The sequence below is a fragment of the Roseovarius sp. B-10 genome, assembly GCF_056859295.1.
In genome coordinates this window covers 93,971-108,006 of the sequence record NZ_JBSXOE010000032.1, presented here as the reverse complement: position 1 = coordinate 108,006, position 14,036 = coordinate 93,971, and the positions used below count along the sequence as shown (strand labels likewise).

Annotated in this window: 13 protein-coding genes and 1 tRNA gene; 10 read left to right on the top strand and 4 right to left on the bottom strand. The window is 67.1% G+C overall.

Features of this window, described 5'->3' with window-relative positions:
- Nucleotides 1-4: 4 nt before the first annotated feature.
- Complete coding sequence (locus AC13D8_RS09570; RefSeq protein WP_129432175.1) at nucleotides 5-583, bottom strand: YqaA family protein; 579 nt, start codon at nucleotides 581-583, stop codon at nucleotides 5-7.
- Nucleotides 584-704: 121 nt separating this feature from the next.
- On the opposite strand from AC13D8_RS09570, the gene AC13D8_RS09565 reads away from it, so the two are divergent.
- Nucleotides 705-788, top strand: a tRNA-Leu gene (locus AC13D8_RS09565).
- Between the two features lie 113 nt (nucleotides 789-901).
- Here AC13D8_RS09565 and mepK read toward each other — a convergent pair.
- Nucleotides 902-1,471 (bottom strand): peptidoglycan L,D-endopeptidase MepK, encoded by a 570-nt coding sequence (gene mepK, locus AC13D8_RS09560; protein WP_482968633.1) that lies wholly within the window; start codon nucleotides 1,469-1,471, stop codon nucleotides 902-904.
- A gap of 332 nt (nucleotides 1,472-1,803) precedes the next feature.
- On the opposite strand from mepK, the gene AC13D8_RS09555 reads away from it, so the two are divergent.
- The 4 genes from AC13D8_RS09555 to AC13D8_RS09540 are packed head-to-tail and all read left to right on the top strand — an operon-like array spanning nucleotide 1,804 to nucleotide 6,111.
- A complete protein-coding gene (locus AC13D8_RS09555; protein WP_482968632.1) occupies nucleotides 1,804-3,486 on the top strand; it encodes a L,D-transpeptidase family protein in 1,683 nt (560 codons plus the stop codon).
- Nucleotides 3,487-3,513: 27 nt separating this feature from the next.
- Entirely contained in the window at nucleotides 3,514-4,605 is a 1,092-nt protein-coding gene (gene lpxD / locus AC13D8_RS09550; protein WP_482968631.1) for a UDP-3-O-(3-hydroxymyristoyl)glucosamine N-acyltransferase, read from the top strand.
- Between the two features lie 37 nt (nucleotides 4,606-4,642).
- Nucleotides 4,643-4,903, top strand: a complete 261-nt coding sequence (locus tag AC13D8_RS09545) for an acyl carrier protein (protein WP_482968630.1) — start codon at nucleotides 4,643-4,645, stop codon at nucleotides 4,901-4,903.
- The gene (locus tag AC13D8_RS09540; RefSeq protein ID WP_482968629.1) at nucleotides 4,900-6,111 is read left to right on the top strand and encodes a beta-ketoacyl-[acyl-carrier-protein] synthase family protein; all 1,212 of its coding nucleotides are present in this window, start codon (nucleotides 4,900-4,902) and stop codon (nucleotides 6,109-6,111) included. Before AC13D8_RS09545 ends, AC13D8_RS09540 begins: the two co-directional genes overlap by 4 nt.
- A gap of 18 nt (nucleotides 6,112-6,129) precedes the next feature.
- Here the strand turns inward: AC13D8_RS09540 and AC13D8_RS09535 are convergent, their stop codons facing one another.
- Nucleotides 6,130-6,780: an invasion associated locus B family protein gene (locus AC13D8_RS09535; protein ID WP_482968628.1), complete on the bottom strand. Its 651-nt coding sequence runs from the start codon at nucleotides 6,778-6,780 to the stop codon at nucleotides 6,130-6,132.
- Between the two features lie 512 nt (nucleotides 6,781-7,292).
- Between AC13D8_RS09535 and AC13D8_RS09530 the strand changes: the two genes are divergently transcribed.
- Nucleotides 7,293-8,774 carry a helicase HerA-like domain-containing protein gene (locus tag AC13D8_RS09530; protein WP_482968779.1) on the top strand — a complete coding sequence of 494 codons (1,482 nt, stop codon included), beginning with the start codon at nucleotides 7,293-7,295 and terminating at the stop codon, nucleotides 8,772-8,774.
- Nucleotides 8,775-8,778: 4 nt separating this feature from the next.
- Here AC13D8_RS09530 and AC13D8_RS09525 read toward each other — a convergent pair whose 3' ends face one another.
- Nucleotides 8,779-9,702: a phosphotransferase gene (locus AC13D8_RS09525; protein ID WP_482968627.1), complete on the bottom strand. Its 924-nt coding sequence runs from the start codon at nucleotides 9,700-9,702 to the stop codon at nucleotides 8,779-8,781.
- Between the two features lie 102 nt (nucleotides 9,703-9,804).
- Here AC13D8_RS09525 and AC13D8_RS09520 point away from each other — a divergent pair, with 102 nt between their 5' ends.
- Genes AC13D8_RS09520 through AC13D8_RS09505 form a run of 4 tightly spaced genes read left to right on the top strand, consistent with a single transcriptional unit; the run spans nucleotide 9,805 to nucleotide 14,008 of the window.
- Nucleotides 9,805-10,047, top strand: coding sequence for an exodeoxyribonuclease VII small subunit (locus AC13D8_RS09520; RefSeq protein WP_104017327.1), 243 nt, complete (start codon nucleotides 9,805-9,807; stop codon nucleotides 10,045-10,047).
- On the top strand, nucleotides 10,047-10,934 hold the full coding sequence (locus AC13D8_RS09515; RefSeq protein WP_482968626.1) for a polyprenyl synthetase family protein: 888 nt from the start codon (nucleotides 10,047-10,049) through the stop codon (nucleotides 10,932-10,934). The genes AC13D8_RS09520 and AC13D8_RS09515 overlap by 1 nt, the downstream gene beginning before the upstream one ends.
- Nucleotides 10,935-10,955: 21 nt before the next feature.
- Nucleotides 10,956-12,884, top strand: coding sequence for a 1-deoxy-D-xylulose-5-phosphate synthase (gene dxs, locus AC13D8_RS09510; RefSeq protein WP_482968625.1), 1,929 nt, complete (start codon nucleotides 10,956-10,958; stop codon nucleotides 12,882-12,884).
- Nucleotides 12,885-12,919: 35 nt separating this feature from the next.
- Nucleotides 12,920-14,008, top strand: a complete 1,089-nt coding sequence (locus AC13D8_RS09505) for a PQQ-dependent sugar dehydrogenase (protein WP_482968624.1) — start codon at nucleotides 12,920-12,922, stop codon at nucleotides 14,006-14,008.
- The last annotated feature ends 28 nt before the right edge of the window (nucleotides 14,009-14,036 follow it).

The window sequence follows — 14,036 nt, the reverse complement described above, 5'->3', positions numbered from 1 at the left end:
GGCATCACAGATAGCGCGTAAGGAGAAAGCCGCCAAACAGCAGCACGACAAAGACGATGGTCAAAAGCCCGAGGCGGCGCTCGATGAAATCGCGGATCGGAGCGCCGAACTTCCACAACAGCCCCGCTACGAGGAAAAAACGCACTGCGCGGGCGAGGATAGAGGTGGCGACAAAGGTGCCGAGCGGCATCCCCGTCCAGCCCGACATGATGGTAATGACCTTGTAGGGGAAGGGCGTGACGCCCGCCGTCAGCACCGCCCAGAAGCCGAAATCGTTGAACCGCGTGTTGAAAGCGTCCATCGCCTCGCCCTTGCCGAGGGCGGCGAGGATCGGCTGTCCGATGCTGTCGTAGGCGAAGGCGCCGATGGCATAGCCCAGCATCCCCCCCAACACAGACGAGACCAGCGCAACGGCGGCGATGAGCCACGCCCGCGAGGGCCGTGCGAGGATCATCGGAATCATCAGCACATCAGGCGGGATCGGGAACACCGAGCTTTCGGCGAAGGAGATGACGGCGAGCACCCACAGCGCGCGCGGGTGGTCTGCCATGCGGATCGTCCAGTCGTAGAGCGCGCGCAGCATCGGCTGTCCTCGGGATCGGGTTGCGCCGAAACAGCATGGCCGCCCGGTCCGGTCAAGCCCTTTCACAGGCGCATGCAGCCTCTGGACGCGGGCCGCGGGCTCGGCTAGAGACAGGTCGGACGCGGGTGTGGCGGAATGGTAGACGCGAGGGTCTCAAACACCCTTTCCGCAAGGAGTGTCGGTTCGAGTCCGACCACCCGCACCAATCCTTTGGGGCCTACCGCCTTCGGCTACCTGAGGCCGGGTGATCGCGCTCCGCTCAAACGAAAAAGGCGGCACCTGTGCGCCGCCTTGCCGTCATGCCAGACATATGATCGCCTACCGGCCCCAGGAACGCACCGGGCCGCAATCCATATGCACGAAATTCGACCGCGAATACCGGCCCACACCGCCGCCCTGACAGGCCAGCGCGGCACGGTACACCTGTTCGACCGAGCGGCTGCCGAGGCGCAGATCGGCCGCTTGACCGATGATGTGGCGCGAATTCTTGGCCACCCCGCTGGAGCGGCGGCGCAGCATGGCGTTGGTCTGCGGGCTGCGGTACCCACTGAGCAGGGTGTAGGATTCGTTCACATCGAGCAGGTTGTGGCTGGCGGCCATGATGTCGACGGTGCGGCGATCGATCACGCGGGTCTGATCGGTGCGCCAGTCGCGCATGAAAAGCGTGATTTCATTGAGCGCCTCGGGGATGTAGTCGCCCTCGACCCAGTATATCGTGTCGAGCCGTTCGCCCGTGCGTGGCGACACCATCCGAAGCCGCCGGATATCGCCGGCACCCCGTAGGAAACCGGCCGCATTGGTGAAAGTCGGGGCTGCGGTAATCGCCGTCGCGGCGAAAGCCGCAAGCAAGCCGCGCCGTGAAATTCCCGTCGAGCTGAAGTCTGCCATTGATAAGTGCGCCTGTCCCGTCGCCTGCCTTGAGCCGCTTTAGCGCGACCCGTGCTGTCCCCAGATGTACGGATTTTATGGCATATCGAGAATCATCAACCAACCCCCGATTCGACATATTGTGTCACGCGCAAGGGTTTCGGCGGGATTTCGCGCATCTTTGCGAAATGCGTGGCCAAAATGCGACCCCGCCGCCCGATCATCCCCGCTTCACGCCGATTTTCTTCCCTGTGACGCGAAAGTGTTAGGGAAGAATTGAGATATTTCCATATTCTTGGCTATAATTTCGTTGGCTAACATGAAGATGGTCGGTTTGTTTGAAGGGGATTGAGATGCCAGAGGGTTTGTCTCGCACGTGGCTCGGGATCGGGCTCGGCCTGTGGCTGGCGGGAGCCGCTGGCGCGCCGGTGGCGCGGGCCGAGGGCGCGCAGACTGCGGTGCCGACGGTGATCCCGGCGGTGATGGCAGGGGCTATGGCCAAGGCGCTCGACGCCGCACGCGACTCGGCCTTCCGTCAGGCTGTGGCCGAGGCGGCGGGCACCGACCGCGACCTCGCGGAATTCTACAGCGCGACCGACTATCGCCCGGTCTGGACAGGCGATGACGCCACCCACCGCGCGCGGCGTGCGGCGCTCTTGCGCGCGCTGGACGATGCGGCGCTGCACGGGTTGCCCGAGGGGCGGTACGGTCGCGCTGCGTTGCTGGCGCGCATGGCCGATATCCGTTCGACGCGCGAGATGGGCGAAGTCGAGGTGGCGCTGAGCCGCGCCTACCTCGCCTATGCGCGCGACGTGCAGTCGGGCGTGCTGGTGCCGGGCCGCGTGGACAGCGACATCAAGCGTAGCGTGCCCCGTCGGGCGGCGGGCGCGCTGCTGGCCGACATGATGCAGGGCGACCCGCGCGCTGTGTTGCGCGGGCTGCCGCCACAGACCAACGCGTATCGCCGCCTGATGAAGGAACGGCTCCGGCTGGAAGGGGTGATCGCACGGGGCGGCTGGGGCCCTGTCGTGCCCGGCGGCAAGCTAGAGCCGGGCGACGCTGGCGCGGCGGTGATTGCGCTGCGCGATCGGCTGGTCGCGAAGGGCTTTCTTGCGCGGAGCGCGACCGCGCGTTTCGACGGACGGATACAGGCTGCCGTGCAGGCGTTCCAGGCCGATCACGGGCTGGAGACCGACGGGATCGCCGGGCCCTCGACGATCGCCGCGCTCAACGTCTCAGCCGAGGAACGGCTTGCCTCGGTGCTCGTGGCGATGGAGCGCGAGCGCTGGCTGCCCGCCGAGCGCGGTGCGCGCCATATCCTTGTCAACCTCGCCGATTTCAGCGCCCGCATCCTCGATGACGACAGTGTCACCTTCGAGACGCGGGCGGTGGTCGGCAAGAACGCGGGCGGACGGCGCAGCCCGGAGTTTTCCGACGAGATGGAGCACATGATCGTCAACCCGACCTGGCACGTACCCCGGTCGATCACGGTCAAGGAATACCTGCCGCAGATGCAGGCCAACCGCAACGCTGCCGGGCACTTGCGGCTCTATGACAGCCGGGGCCGCGTGGTGCCCCGCAGCGCGGTGAATTTCAACGCCTATTCGGCGCGCAGCTTTCCCTTCCGGCTCAAGCAGCCGCCATCGACGCGCAACGCCTTGGGGCTGGTGAAGTTCATGTTTCCCAATAAGTACAACATCTACCTGCACGACACGCCGCAAAAGCACCTGTTCGACCGCGAGAAACGCGATTTCAGCCACGGCTGCATCCGGCTCCAACAGCCCTTCGATTTTGCCTACATGCTGCTCGCCCCGCAGGAAGCCGATCCCAAGGGCCGGTTTCATGCCGTGCTCAACACCGGGCGCGAGACGCAGATTAACCTCGAACAGCCCGTGCCGGTGCACCTGATCTATCGTACCGCGATCACGCGTGCAGGTGGACGCACGCAGTATCGCGACGATGTCTACGGACGCGATGCGCGGATCTGGCAGGCGCTGGAACGGGCAGGGGTTTCACTGCGCGCGCATCGGAGCTAAATACCTCTCCGACAGAAGAGGTGGCGCATGTCCTACAGTATAGAAGAGGTGGCCCGGGCGCTCGGCGCGCGCGCCTTCGGGGCGACGGAGATCGCGGTGGACGGCGTGGCCGAGCCTGCCGATGCGGGCCCTGCTGATCTCGCCCTGGCGATGAAGCCCGACTATGCCGAGGGACTGGCGAAGGGTCGTGCGCGCGCTGCGGTGGTTTGGGACGGGGCCGACTGGCAGGCGATGGGGCTTGAGGCGGCGCTGGTTGCGCCGCGCCCGCGCTACGTGATGTCCGGGCTGACGAAACTGCTCGATCCCGGACAGGGCTGGGGCGGCGGCATCCACCCCTCGGCGGTGATCGACCCGGAGGCAGAGCTTGCCCCCGACGTGGCGGTGGGGCCGCTCGCCGTGATCTGCGGCGGCGCGCGCATCGGCGCGGGATCGGTGATCGGCCCCCAAGCCTTTGTCGGCACTGACGCGGTGTTGGGCGAGGGCGCGTTCCTGCGCGAGGGCGTGCGCATCGGCGCGCGGGTCCGCATCGGCGCGCGGTTCATCGCGCAGCCGGGCTGCGTGGTGGGCGGCGACGGGTTCTCCTATGTCACCCCCGAAACCTCGGCGGTGGAGCAGGGGCGCGCCACGCTGGGCGACATCGACGGGGCGCAGGCGCAGAGCTGGACCCGCATCCATTCGCTGGGTGGCGTCACCATCGGCGACGACGTCGAGCTTGGCGCCAACTGCACCATCGACCGCGGCACCATCCGCGACACCGCCGTGGGCGACGGCACCAAGATCGACAACCTGGTGATGATCGGCCACAATGTCATTGTCGGGCGCGATTGCCTGCTATGCGGGCTGGTGGGGATCGCCGGATCGACGCGGATCGGCAACAACGTTGTGCTCGCGGGCAAGACCGGCGTGAGCGACAACATCTTCATCGGTGACAACGTCATCACCGGCGGTGGCACGATCGTTCTGTCCAATATCCCCGCCGGACGAATGATGCTTGGCTATCCGGCGATGAAGATGGAAACCACGGTAGAGGTGTTCAAGGGCTTTCGCCGCCTGAAAAGATTGTTCGAGGATGTCTCTGGTCTTAAAAAAACCGTTACAGACCTGTCGCAGAAGAGCTGAGACAGCCCCCTTGGGGCGCAAACGGAAAGACCATGCCATGAGCACCATTCAGGATCGTGTCATAGAGATCATCGCCGAACAGGCGGTGCTGGAGCCCGCCGACGTCACCCTAGACAGCACGCTGGAGGATCTGGGCATCGACAGCCTCGGATTGGTCGAGAGCATCTTCGCCATCGAGGAGGCGTTCGACGTCTCGGTGCCGTTCAACGCCAACGAGCCGGACAAGAGCGATTTCGACATCTCCTCAGTCCGCGCCATCGTCGCGGGTATCGAGCGGTTGATCGCGGAGCAGACGTGACGCGCGTCGTCATCACCGGGGCGGGCACGATCAACCCCCTCGGTGCCGATGTGCCCGCCACGCTGGAGGCCATGCGAGAGGGGCGCTGCGGTATCGGCGAGCTGGAGTTCCGCGATGTCGAGCGGTTGTCCATCCGCATCGGCGGGCAGGTGCGCGGCTACGATCCCGAAACGGTGTTCAACCGCCAGCAACTCGCGCTCTACGACCGGTTCACGCAGTTCACGCTCGTCGCCGCCCGGCAGGCGATCGCGCAGGCGGGGCTCGAGTTCAAGGGCGAGCTTGCGGCGCGGGCGGGCGTGATCCTGGGCAACTCGGGCGGCGGCATGACCACGCTCGACGACAATTACCGCTCGGTCTACGAGGAGGGCAAGAACCGCGTCCATCCCTTTGTTGTCCCGAAGTTGATGAACAACGCTGCCGCTTCGCACCTGTCGATGGAGTTTAATCTCAAGGGGCCGACCTTCACTGTTTCCACCGCCTGCGCGTCGTCCAACCACGCGATGGCGCAGGCGTTCCAGATGGTGCATGGCGGGATCACCCCGGTGATGGTGACGGGTGGCTCGGAATCCATGCTGTGTTTCGGCGGGGTCAAGGCGTGGGAGGGGTTGCGCGTGATGAGCCGCGACGCCTGCCGCCCGTTCTCGGCCAACCGCAACGGCATGGTGCAGGGCGAGGGCGCGGCGGTCTATGTCTTCGAGGAACTGGAGCACGCGAAACGGCGCGGCGCCGAAATCCTCGCCGAGGTGATCGGCTTTGCCATGACCTCTGACGCCGCCGATATCGTGATGCCGTCGAAGCAGGGCGCGGCGCGGGCGATGGCGGGCGCGCTGCGCGATGCGCGGGTGGACCGCGAAGAGGTGGGCTACATCAACGCCCACGGCACCGGCACCGCCGCCAACGACAAGACCGAATGCGCGGCGGTGGCCGACGTGTTCGGTGCCCATTCCGACCGGCTGATGATCTCGTCCACCAAGTCGATGCACGCGCATCTCATTGGCGCGACTGGCGCGGTCGAGCTTCTGGCTTGCATCATGGCGCTGCGCGACGGGGTGATCGCGCCGACCATCGGCTACGAGGAGCCGGACCCCGAATGCGCGCTCGACGTGGTGCCGAACGAGGCGCGCGAGGCCCACGTCGAGGTGGCGCTATCGAACGCCTTTGCCTTTGGCGGGCTGAACGCGGTGCTGGCGCTCAGGCGGTTTGCCTGAGCGCCATTGCCTGGCGGGTCACTTGTCCAGCGTCGAGGCGGCATTATACGCCGCGGTAAACCCCGAGAGCGAGACGTCGATGCTGACGTTCTGGTCGGGTGCCTGCGCCGGAACAATCTCGATCTGGGCTTGCGCGCCTTTCTTGAGCGCCTCGACCTCGGGCCCCGTGAGCCCGATCCGCGCGAAACAGCCGCCCATCGTGCAGAACGAGTACGCGTAGCTCTTGGCCTTGCCGTCATCGACCGAGAGCTTCACCTCTTCGGTGAGCAGCGTGCCGAGCGGCACGGCGATGGTGGCCCCCGCCACGATATTGCCGGCCCCCTCAAGGCGGTAGAGCGTGAATTCGGCCACCGGGTTGCCCTCGGACTCGGTCAGGAGTTGATACATCTGACACATATCCTCGCCGCCCTCGGTGGGGAAGCAGCGCACCGACCAGTCGTCATGGGTTTCCTTGATATATGCTTGGCTCTCCTCGGCTATTTCGCGCCCGGTGTCGAGCCCGGCCACGGGGGCCGACGGCCCGTCCGCGTCACCGGCTGCGGCCGCGCCGTCGGTGGTGGTTTGGCCGTCCGTTGTGACCTCGCCGTCGGTGGTGGTCTCTTGCGCGCCCGCGGCGGTCGAGAGCGCCAGAAGCGCGGTCAGGGACAGGTGGAGCAGGGTCTTGGTCATGTCTTCCCCTTCGAGTCTGTACAGAGTCACGATGTCGCCTCTAGCACGGCGATGTGGGACTGTCAGGGCGAAATTGCGCGCGGTGGCAGCGGCGCGTTGCCGAAAACCTCGCCGGGACACCGTGATCTCGAAGGTATGATTGCGAAGCAGGGGCTACGTGAAAAAACAAGAAAGAGGCCGCAAGGCCTCTTTCCGGTTTTCTCCCCGTCGGACTGGCCGACTTAGTCATTGATCGAAACGCTAGGGCACAAGCGGCAATCCGTCAACAGTCCAGTTGCCGAGGCTTGGAAAAACCTGCGGAAAAAAAGGCCGCACCCGGGGCGCGGCCAGTCTGACAGGGAGGAAGTGCCGGCGCCAGAGGACATGCGGCGCCGGACATGCTTTCAGACTGGCACGAAAGGGTTAATTTTGTATGGTCACGGCGTGACGATTTCTGGACGGGGAGTGCAGGGCACGTGAGTGAGACGATTTTCACCGGGGGCGGCGGGCCGGAATATGCCACGCCGCAGGAGATGCTGCTGAAATACGGCAACCGGCACGGGCTCATCGCCGGGGCCACCGGCACCGGCAAGACGGTGACGCTGCAGATCCTGGCCGAGGGGTTCTCGGACGCGGGCGTGCCGGTGATCCTGTCGGATATCAAGGGCGACGTGTCGGGTATGGCCGTGCCCGGCAGCCCCGACCAGAAGCTGCACGCGGCGTTCACGTCGCGGGCCGAGAAGATCGGCTTCGACGCCTACCGCTATGACAGCTTCCCGGTGATCTTCTGGGACATTTTCGGCGAGCAGGGGCACCCGATGCGCACCACCGTGTCGGAGATGGGCCCGCTGCTGCTGTCGCGGCTGATGAGCCTCACGGATGCGCAGGAGGGCGTGCTCAACATCGCCTTTCGCGTGGCCGACGAAGAGGCGCTACCGTTGCTCGATCTCAAGGATTTGCAGGCGCTCCTGACCTTCGTAGGCGAGAGCGCCGACGATCTGTCGTTGCGCTATGGCAACGTGGCCACCGCATCAGTGGGGGCGATCCAGCGCGCGCTTCTTGTGCTCGAAAACCAGGGCGGCGCGCATTTCTTCGGCGAACCGGCGCTCGACCTGGCCGATCTCATGCGGGTCACGCCCGAGGGGCGCGGCCATGTCAACATCCTCGCCGCCGACAAACTGGTCCACTCGCCCCGGCTCTATGCCACCTTTCTCTTGTGGCTGTTGTCGGAACTGTTCGAGCAACTGCCCGAGGTGGGCAACCCCGACAAGCCGCGGCTCGTGTTCTTCTTCGACGAGGCGCATCTCTTGTTCGACGATGCGCCCAAGGCGCTGACCGACAAGGTAGAGCAGGTGGCGCGGCTGATCCGCTCCAAGGGGGTGGGGGTGTATTTCATCACCCAGAACCCCGACGACGTGCCCGAGGATGTCCTCGGTCAGCTCGGCAACCGGTTCCAGCACGCGCTGCGCGCCTTTACCGCGCGCGACCAGAAGGCGCTCAAGCGCGCCGCCGAGACCTACCGCCCCAACCCGCGCTTCGACACGGTCGAGGCGATCCGCGACGTGGGCACCGGCGAGGCGGTGACCTCGCTCCTGCAGGACAAGGGTGTGCCCGGCGTGGTCGAGCGTACGCTCATCCGTCCACCCGCCACACGGCTTGGCCCCTGCGATACGGCCACGCGCCGCGACGTGATCGCCGCCTCGCCAGTGGCGGGGAAATACGAGGCCGCGCTCGACCGGCGCTCGGCCTTCGAGATGCTCGCCGCCCGCGCCGAGGCTGCGGCAAAGGCCGCCGAGGAGGCGGAAACCGCCGAAGCCGAAGCGGAGGAGGAGGCGCGCGAGTTCCGTGCCGCACGCCGGTACTCGGGCAGCGCGCGGGCCGGACGTACCCGTCGTGGTGCCGCGACCGAGAGCCTCGGCGACGCAATCGCCTCGGCGGTGGTCAAGGAACTGAAGGGCACCACCGGACGACGCATCGTGCGCGGCATCCTCGGCGGGCTGTTTCGCGGGCGCTGAGGGCTCAGGTCAGGTCGCGCGTCGCCAGGTCGTCGCGCAGTGCGGCATAGACCCGCTCTGCGATGCGGATGCGCCGGGGCCGCAGCGCTGGCGTCTCGACCCGGATCAGCGCCTCGATCCCGATAAAAAACGGCAGCACCAGCCGCCGCTCGGCCTCGGTGAGGGCAAATGCCTCGACGAAGGCATCGCGCATCCCCTCGTCCACGCCGCACCACATGCGCCCCGAGGGGCAGACGCCGCGCCGCGCCATGTGCATCAGAAACCGCGCAATATCCTTGAGCACGGGCATCCGCCCCGAGCCGCCGGTGTCGATGCCGGTGAGTGTCTTGCCGTTCACCAAAAGATTGCTCGGGTGAAAATCACCGTGGCAGATCGCCACCCGCCAATCGGCCCCGTCGATGCGTCCGGCGATCCGCCCGATTCCAGAGAGGATTCCTGCCTCGATCCCGCGCAATACCGGGAAGGGCTGGCCCTGTGTCGCCCGTTCGGCGCGGGCGAGCCAGCCTGCACAGCGTGCCGCGCGCCAGCCCTCCGACACATCCGTGTAACGCCGCAGCCACGCGGCGGCGGGCGCGAGCCGCGCCGCGCGCCGGTCCGCGCGCAGCCGCGCGATACGGTCGAGCAGCGGTGTCCCGGGCGCACGCTCCATCACCATCAGGCGTATCTCGGGCAGAAAGGCCAACGGCTCGGCGGTGCGGAACCGCGCGCCCTGCATGTAGGGCCAGATGCGGCACGCCTCGCGCCATTCACGCGCTTGCATCTCGGCGGTCTCGGGTGTGGCGAGGCGAAAGATCGCGTCGCGCCCTTGCCAGGTTCCGGCATGGATGCGGCGCTTGCCCGGAATGTGGCGGATGAGCGCACCGATCTCTGCACCGTCTGGCAGATCGCTCTCGGCGGGCAGGGCGGGCAGGGAGACGGGATCGCTCATACGGTCGAGTTTTTCCCACCACCGCGGGGGCGTCAACCGAATTGCACCGCCGCCCGCCCACCGCTATGGTCGAGCCCTGAAATCAGGCAGCGGGAGCAAGGCATGGCAGAGACACCGGTCACGGAGCTGAGTTTCGAGCAGGCGATGGCCGAGCTCGAGGATGTGGTCGGCCGCCTCGAACGAGGCGATGTTGCGCTCGACGAGTCGATCGCCCTCTACGAGCGGGGCGCGGCCCTGAAGAAGCGCTGCGAGGCGAAGCTGAAGGAAGCCGAGGAGAAGGTGGCCGCCATCACGCTCGATGCCGAGGGCAACCCGACGGGCACGGCGCCGGTCGAGGGACCGTGATGTCCGACGGCCTCGCGGATCACCGCGCGGCGCTCGCCCTCGACGCCGAGCTTGCACTGGCCCCGATCGAGACCGCCCTTGCCGCGCAGGACGGGCCGGTCGCGGATGCGATGCGCTACGCGGTGCAGGGCGGCAAGGCCATTCGTGCCGTTCTGGTGATGGAGGGCGCGCTGCTCTTCGGGATCGAGAGGGCCATGTCCGCTCCCGCCGCGGCGGCGATTGAGGCGATCCATGCCTACTCGCTCATTCATGACGACCTGCCTTGCATGGATGATGACGACATGCGGCGCGGCAAGCCAACCGTCCACCGCAAGTGGGACGAGGCGACGGCGGTGTTGGCCGGAGACGCGTTGCAGGCGCTGGCATTCGAGATGTTGTGCGAGACAGCCTGCCCCGACGCCGCCCGGCTTGCGCTGGTGCGGGGCCTCTCCCGCGCTGCCGGTGTCGGCGGCATGGTCGGCGGTCAGGCGCAGGATATCGCCGCCGAGAGCGCGGCCACGCCCCTTACGCTCGACGAGATCACCGGGCTTCAGGCGGGCAAGACCGGCGCACTCATCTGCTGGGCGGCGACGGCGGGGGCGGTGATGGCGCAGGCCCCGGTGTCGCGTGTCCGCGCGCTCCAGACCTATGGCGAGTGCCTCGGCCTCGCCTTCCAGATCGCCGATGACATTCTCGATGTCGAGGGCGACGCGGTGATGACCGGCAAGGCTGTGGGCAAGGACGCCGCCGCGGGCAAGGCCACCTTCGTGTCGCTGCTCGGCCTCGACGCGGCGCGCCACCGCGCCACGAGCCTTGTGGACACCGCCTGTGACGCCCTATCTGTATTCGGTGAGGAGGCGCAAAGCTTGCAGGCGCTCGCACGCTTCGTTATCTCGCGCCAGAACTGATGAACCCCGGGGAGGGGCCCGATGTCCGACACTCCGAGCACACCGCTTCTCGACCAGGTACACATACCGTCCGACCTCAAGCGGCTGAGCGACGCGGAGTTGCAGCAACTTGCCCACGAGCTGCGCGCCGAGACCATCGCAGCGGTGTCGGAAACCGGCGGCCATCTCGGTGCGGGGCTCGGGGTGGTGGAATTGACGGTGGCGCTGCACCACGTGTTCGATGCGCCGCGCGACAAGATCATCTGGGACGTCTCGCACCAGAGCTATCCGCACAAGATTCTCACCGGTCGCCGCGACCGCATCCGCACCCTGCGCCAGAAGGGGGGGCTGTCGGGCTTCACCAAGCGGTCGGAAAGCCCTTATGACCCGTTCGGTGCGGCGCATTCCTCCACCTCGATCAGCGCCGCATTGGGCTTTGCCGTGGCGCGCGACCTCGGCGGCGCCTGCGAAACCGGTCACGGCGATGCCATCGCGGTGATCGGCGACGGCGCGATGTCGGCGGGCATGGCCTTCGAGGCATTGAACAACGCGGGCCACCTGCAAAAGCGGCTCATCGTCATCCTCAACGACAACGAGATGTCCATCGCACCTCCGGTGGGGGCGCTGTCGTCCTATCTCTCGCGGCTCTACGCGGGCGCGCCGTTCCAGGATTTCAAGGCCGCCGCCAAGGGCGCGATCTCGATGCTGCCGCCGCCCTTCCAGGAGGGCGCGCGCCGCGCCAAGGACATGCTCAAGGGGCTCGCCGTCGGCGGCACGCTGTTCGAGGAGCTGGGCTTCAGCTACGTCGGCCCCATCGACGGCCACGATCTCGATCAGCTCCTGCCGGTGCTGCGCACCGTCAAGGCGCGGGCCACCGGGCCGATGCTGATCCATGTGCTGACAAAAAAGGGCAAGGGCTATGCCCCCGCAGAGCGCGCGCGCGACGGCGGCCATGCCACGGCCAAGTTCGACCTCGTCACCGGCAAGCAGAAGAAGACGCCGTCGAACGCGCCCAGCTACACCCGCGTCTTTGCCGAGTCGCTCCTGTCAGAGGCCGCCGACGATCCGCGCATCTGCGCCATTACCGCCGCCATGCCTGACGGCACCGGGCTCGACCTCTTCGCCGAGCGCTACCCGTCGCGCTGCTTCGACGTGGGTATCGCCGAGCAGCACGCGGTAACTTTTTCCGCCGGGCTCGCGGCGGGGGGAATGCGGCCGTTCTGCGCGCTCTATTCCACCTTTCTGCAACGCGGCTACGATCAGGTCGTGCACGACGTCGCGATCCAGCGCCTGCCGGTGCGCTTCGCCATTGACCGCGCCGGGCTCGTGGGCGCCGATGGCGCGACCCATGCGGGCAGCTTCGACATCACCTTTCTCGCGACCCTGCCGGGCTTTGTGGTGATGGCCGCCGCCGACGAGGCCGAACTCAGGCACATGGTCGCCACCGCGGCGCGCCACGATAGCGGCCCCATCGCGTTTCGCTACCCGCGTGGCGAGGGCACGGGCATCGAGATGCCCGAGCGCGGCACCCCGCTGGAGATCGGTCGCGGCCGCATCATGCAGGAGGGGGCCGATGTGGCAATCCTGTCCTTCGGCACGCGGCTGTCCGAGGTCATGACCGCCTGCGAATCCTTACGCGCGCGCGGCATCACCCCCACCGTGGCCGATGCCCGCTTTGCCAAGCCACTCGACACCGAGATGATCCTCGACCTTGTGGCAAGGCACGATGCCATGATCACCATTGAGGAGGGCTCCATTGGCGGGTTCGGCAGCCATGTCAGCCACCTGCTGGCCGAATCCGGCGTCTTCGACAACGGGTTCAAATTCCGCTCGATGGTGCTCCCGGATATTTTCATCGACCAGGCGAGCCCCGCCGACATGTATGCCACCGCCCGGCTCTCCGCCTCCGATATCGAGGCGCGCGTGCTGGAGGTGATGGGCCTCGGACAGGTGCGCGACAAGCGCGCCTGACGGTCCGGGCCCGGTCATAGGAAAGGAGCGTTCCAATGATCCGTCTCCTGGCCCTCTGTATCGCCCTCGCGCTCGGCGCGCCCGCCCATGCGCTCGAAACCGGCGCCGGGCCGGTCACCGTCACCCGCATGATCGCCGGGCTTGACCAGCCTTGGGCACTCGGCTTCCTGCCCGGCGGCGGCGTCCTCGTGACCGAGCGGGACGGGCGGCTGCTCCTTCACCGCGACGACGAGACGCGCACGGTCGCCGGTGTTCCGACGGTCGCCGCGATCGGGCAGGGCGGACTACTCGACCTGCTGGTGCCGCGCGATTTCGCGACCACCCGCACGCTGTTCTTTACCTACGCCAAACCTCAGCGAAACGGCGCCGGCACGGCGGTGGCGCGCGCCCGGCTCTCGCAGGACGGCCAGAGGCTAGAGGATTGGCGCGCGATCTTCGAGCTGACGCCGGGATCCTCGGGCGGGCGGCATTTCGGTTCGCGCCTCGTCGAGGGCGAGGACGGCACTCTCTTCGCCACCATCGGCGAGCGCGGCGACCGTCCCTCGGCGCAAGATCTCTCGCGCGAGAACGGCTCGGTGATCCGCATTGCCCGCGACGGCACGATCCCCGAAGGCAACCCCTTCACCGATACGCAAGGCGCAAGGCCCGCCATCTGGTCCTACGGTCACCGCAACCCGCAGGGCGCGGCGCGCGGCACGGACGGCACGATCTGGGTGGTCGAGCACGGGGCACAGGGCGGTGACGAGATCAACCGCATCCGCCGCGGCGCCAATTACGGCTGGCCGGTGATCTCCTACGGGCGCCACTACTCGGGTGCGAAGATCGGCGAGGGCACCCACAAGGCGGGCATGGAACAACCCGCATTCTACTGGGATCCGTCCATCGCGCCCTCGGGGATGATGATCTACTCGGGTCGTCTCTGGCCCGAATGGCGCGGCCACATCTTCGTGGGCTCGCTCAAGTTCGGGTTGATCTCGCATCTCGCGGGCACGCCCCTGCGCGAGGTCGAGCGGCTGAAATCGCCCGAAACCGCGCGCGTCCGCGACATCCGCGAGGCCCCGGACGGCTCGATCTGGTTTCTGAGCGTCGGCAACGGTGCCGCCTACCGGATGACGCCGCGCTGATCTTCTTCTTGGCTGAAATACCCCGGGG

Excerpts from the sequence above, each read along its gene's own strand:
- AC13D8_RS09570 (WP_129432175.1), bottom strand. The coding sequence starts at position 583 with ATGCTGCGCGCGCTCTACGACTGGACGATCCGCATGGCAGACCACCCG.
- mepK (WP_482968633.1), bottom strand. The coding sequence starts at position 1,471 with ATGGCAGACTTCAGCTCGACGGGAATTTCACGGCGCGGCTTGCTTGCG.
- AC13D8_RS09555 (WP_482968632.1), top strand. The coding sequence starts at position 1,804 with ATGCCAGAGGGTTTGTCTCGCACGTGGCTCGGGATCGGGCTCGGCCTG.
- lpxD (WP_482968631.1), top strand. The coding sequence starts at position 3,514 with ATGTCCTACAGTATAGAAGAGGTGGCCCGGGCGCTCGGCGCGCGCGCC.
- AC13D8_RS09545 (WP_482968630.1), top strand. The coding sequence starts at position 4,643 with ATGAGCACCATTCAGGATCGTGTCATAGAGATCATCGCCGAACAGGCG.
- AC13D8_RS09535 (WP_482968628.1), bottom strand. The coding sequence starts at position 6,780 with ATGACCAAGACCCTGCTCCACCTGTCCCTGACCGCGCTTCTGGCGCTC.
- AC13D8_RS09530 (WP_482968779.1), top strand. The coding sequence starts at position 7,293 with ATGCTGCTGAAATACGGCAACCGGCACGGGCTCATCGCCGGGGCCACC.
- AC13D8_RS09525 (WP_482968627.1), bottom strand. The coding sequence starts at position 9,702 with ATGAGCGATCCCGTCTCCCTGCCCGCCCTGCCCGCCGAGAGCGATCTG.
- AC13D8_RS09520 (WP_104017327.1), top strand. The coding sequence starts at position 9,805 with ATGGCAGAGACACCGGTCACGGAGCTGAGTTTCGAGCAGGCGATGGCC.
- AC13D8_RS09515 (WP_482968626.1), top strand. The coding sequence starts at position 10,047 with ATGTCCGACGGCCTCGCGGATCACCGCGCGGCGCTCGCCCTCGACGCC.
- dxs (WP_482968625.1), top strand. The coding sequence starts at position 10,956 with ATGTCCGACACTCCGAGCACACCGCTTCTCGACCAGGTACACATACCG.
- AC13D8_RS09505 (WP_482968624.1), top strand. The coding sequence starts at position 12,920 with ATGATCCGTCTCCTGGCCCTCTGTATCGCCCTCGCGCTCGGCGCGCCC.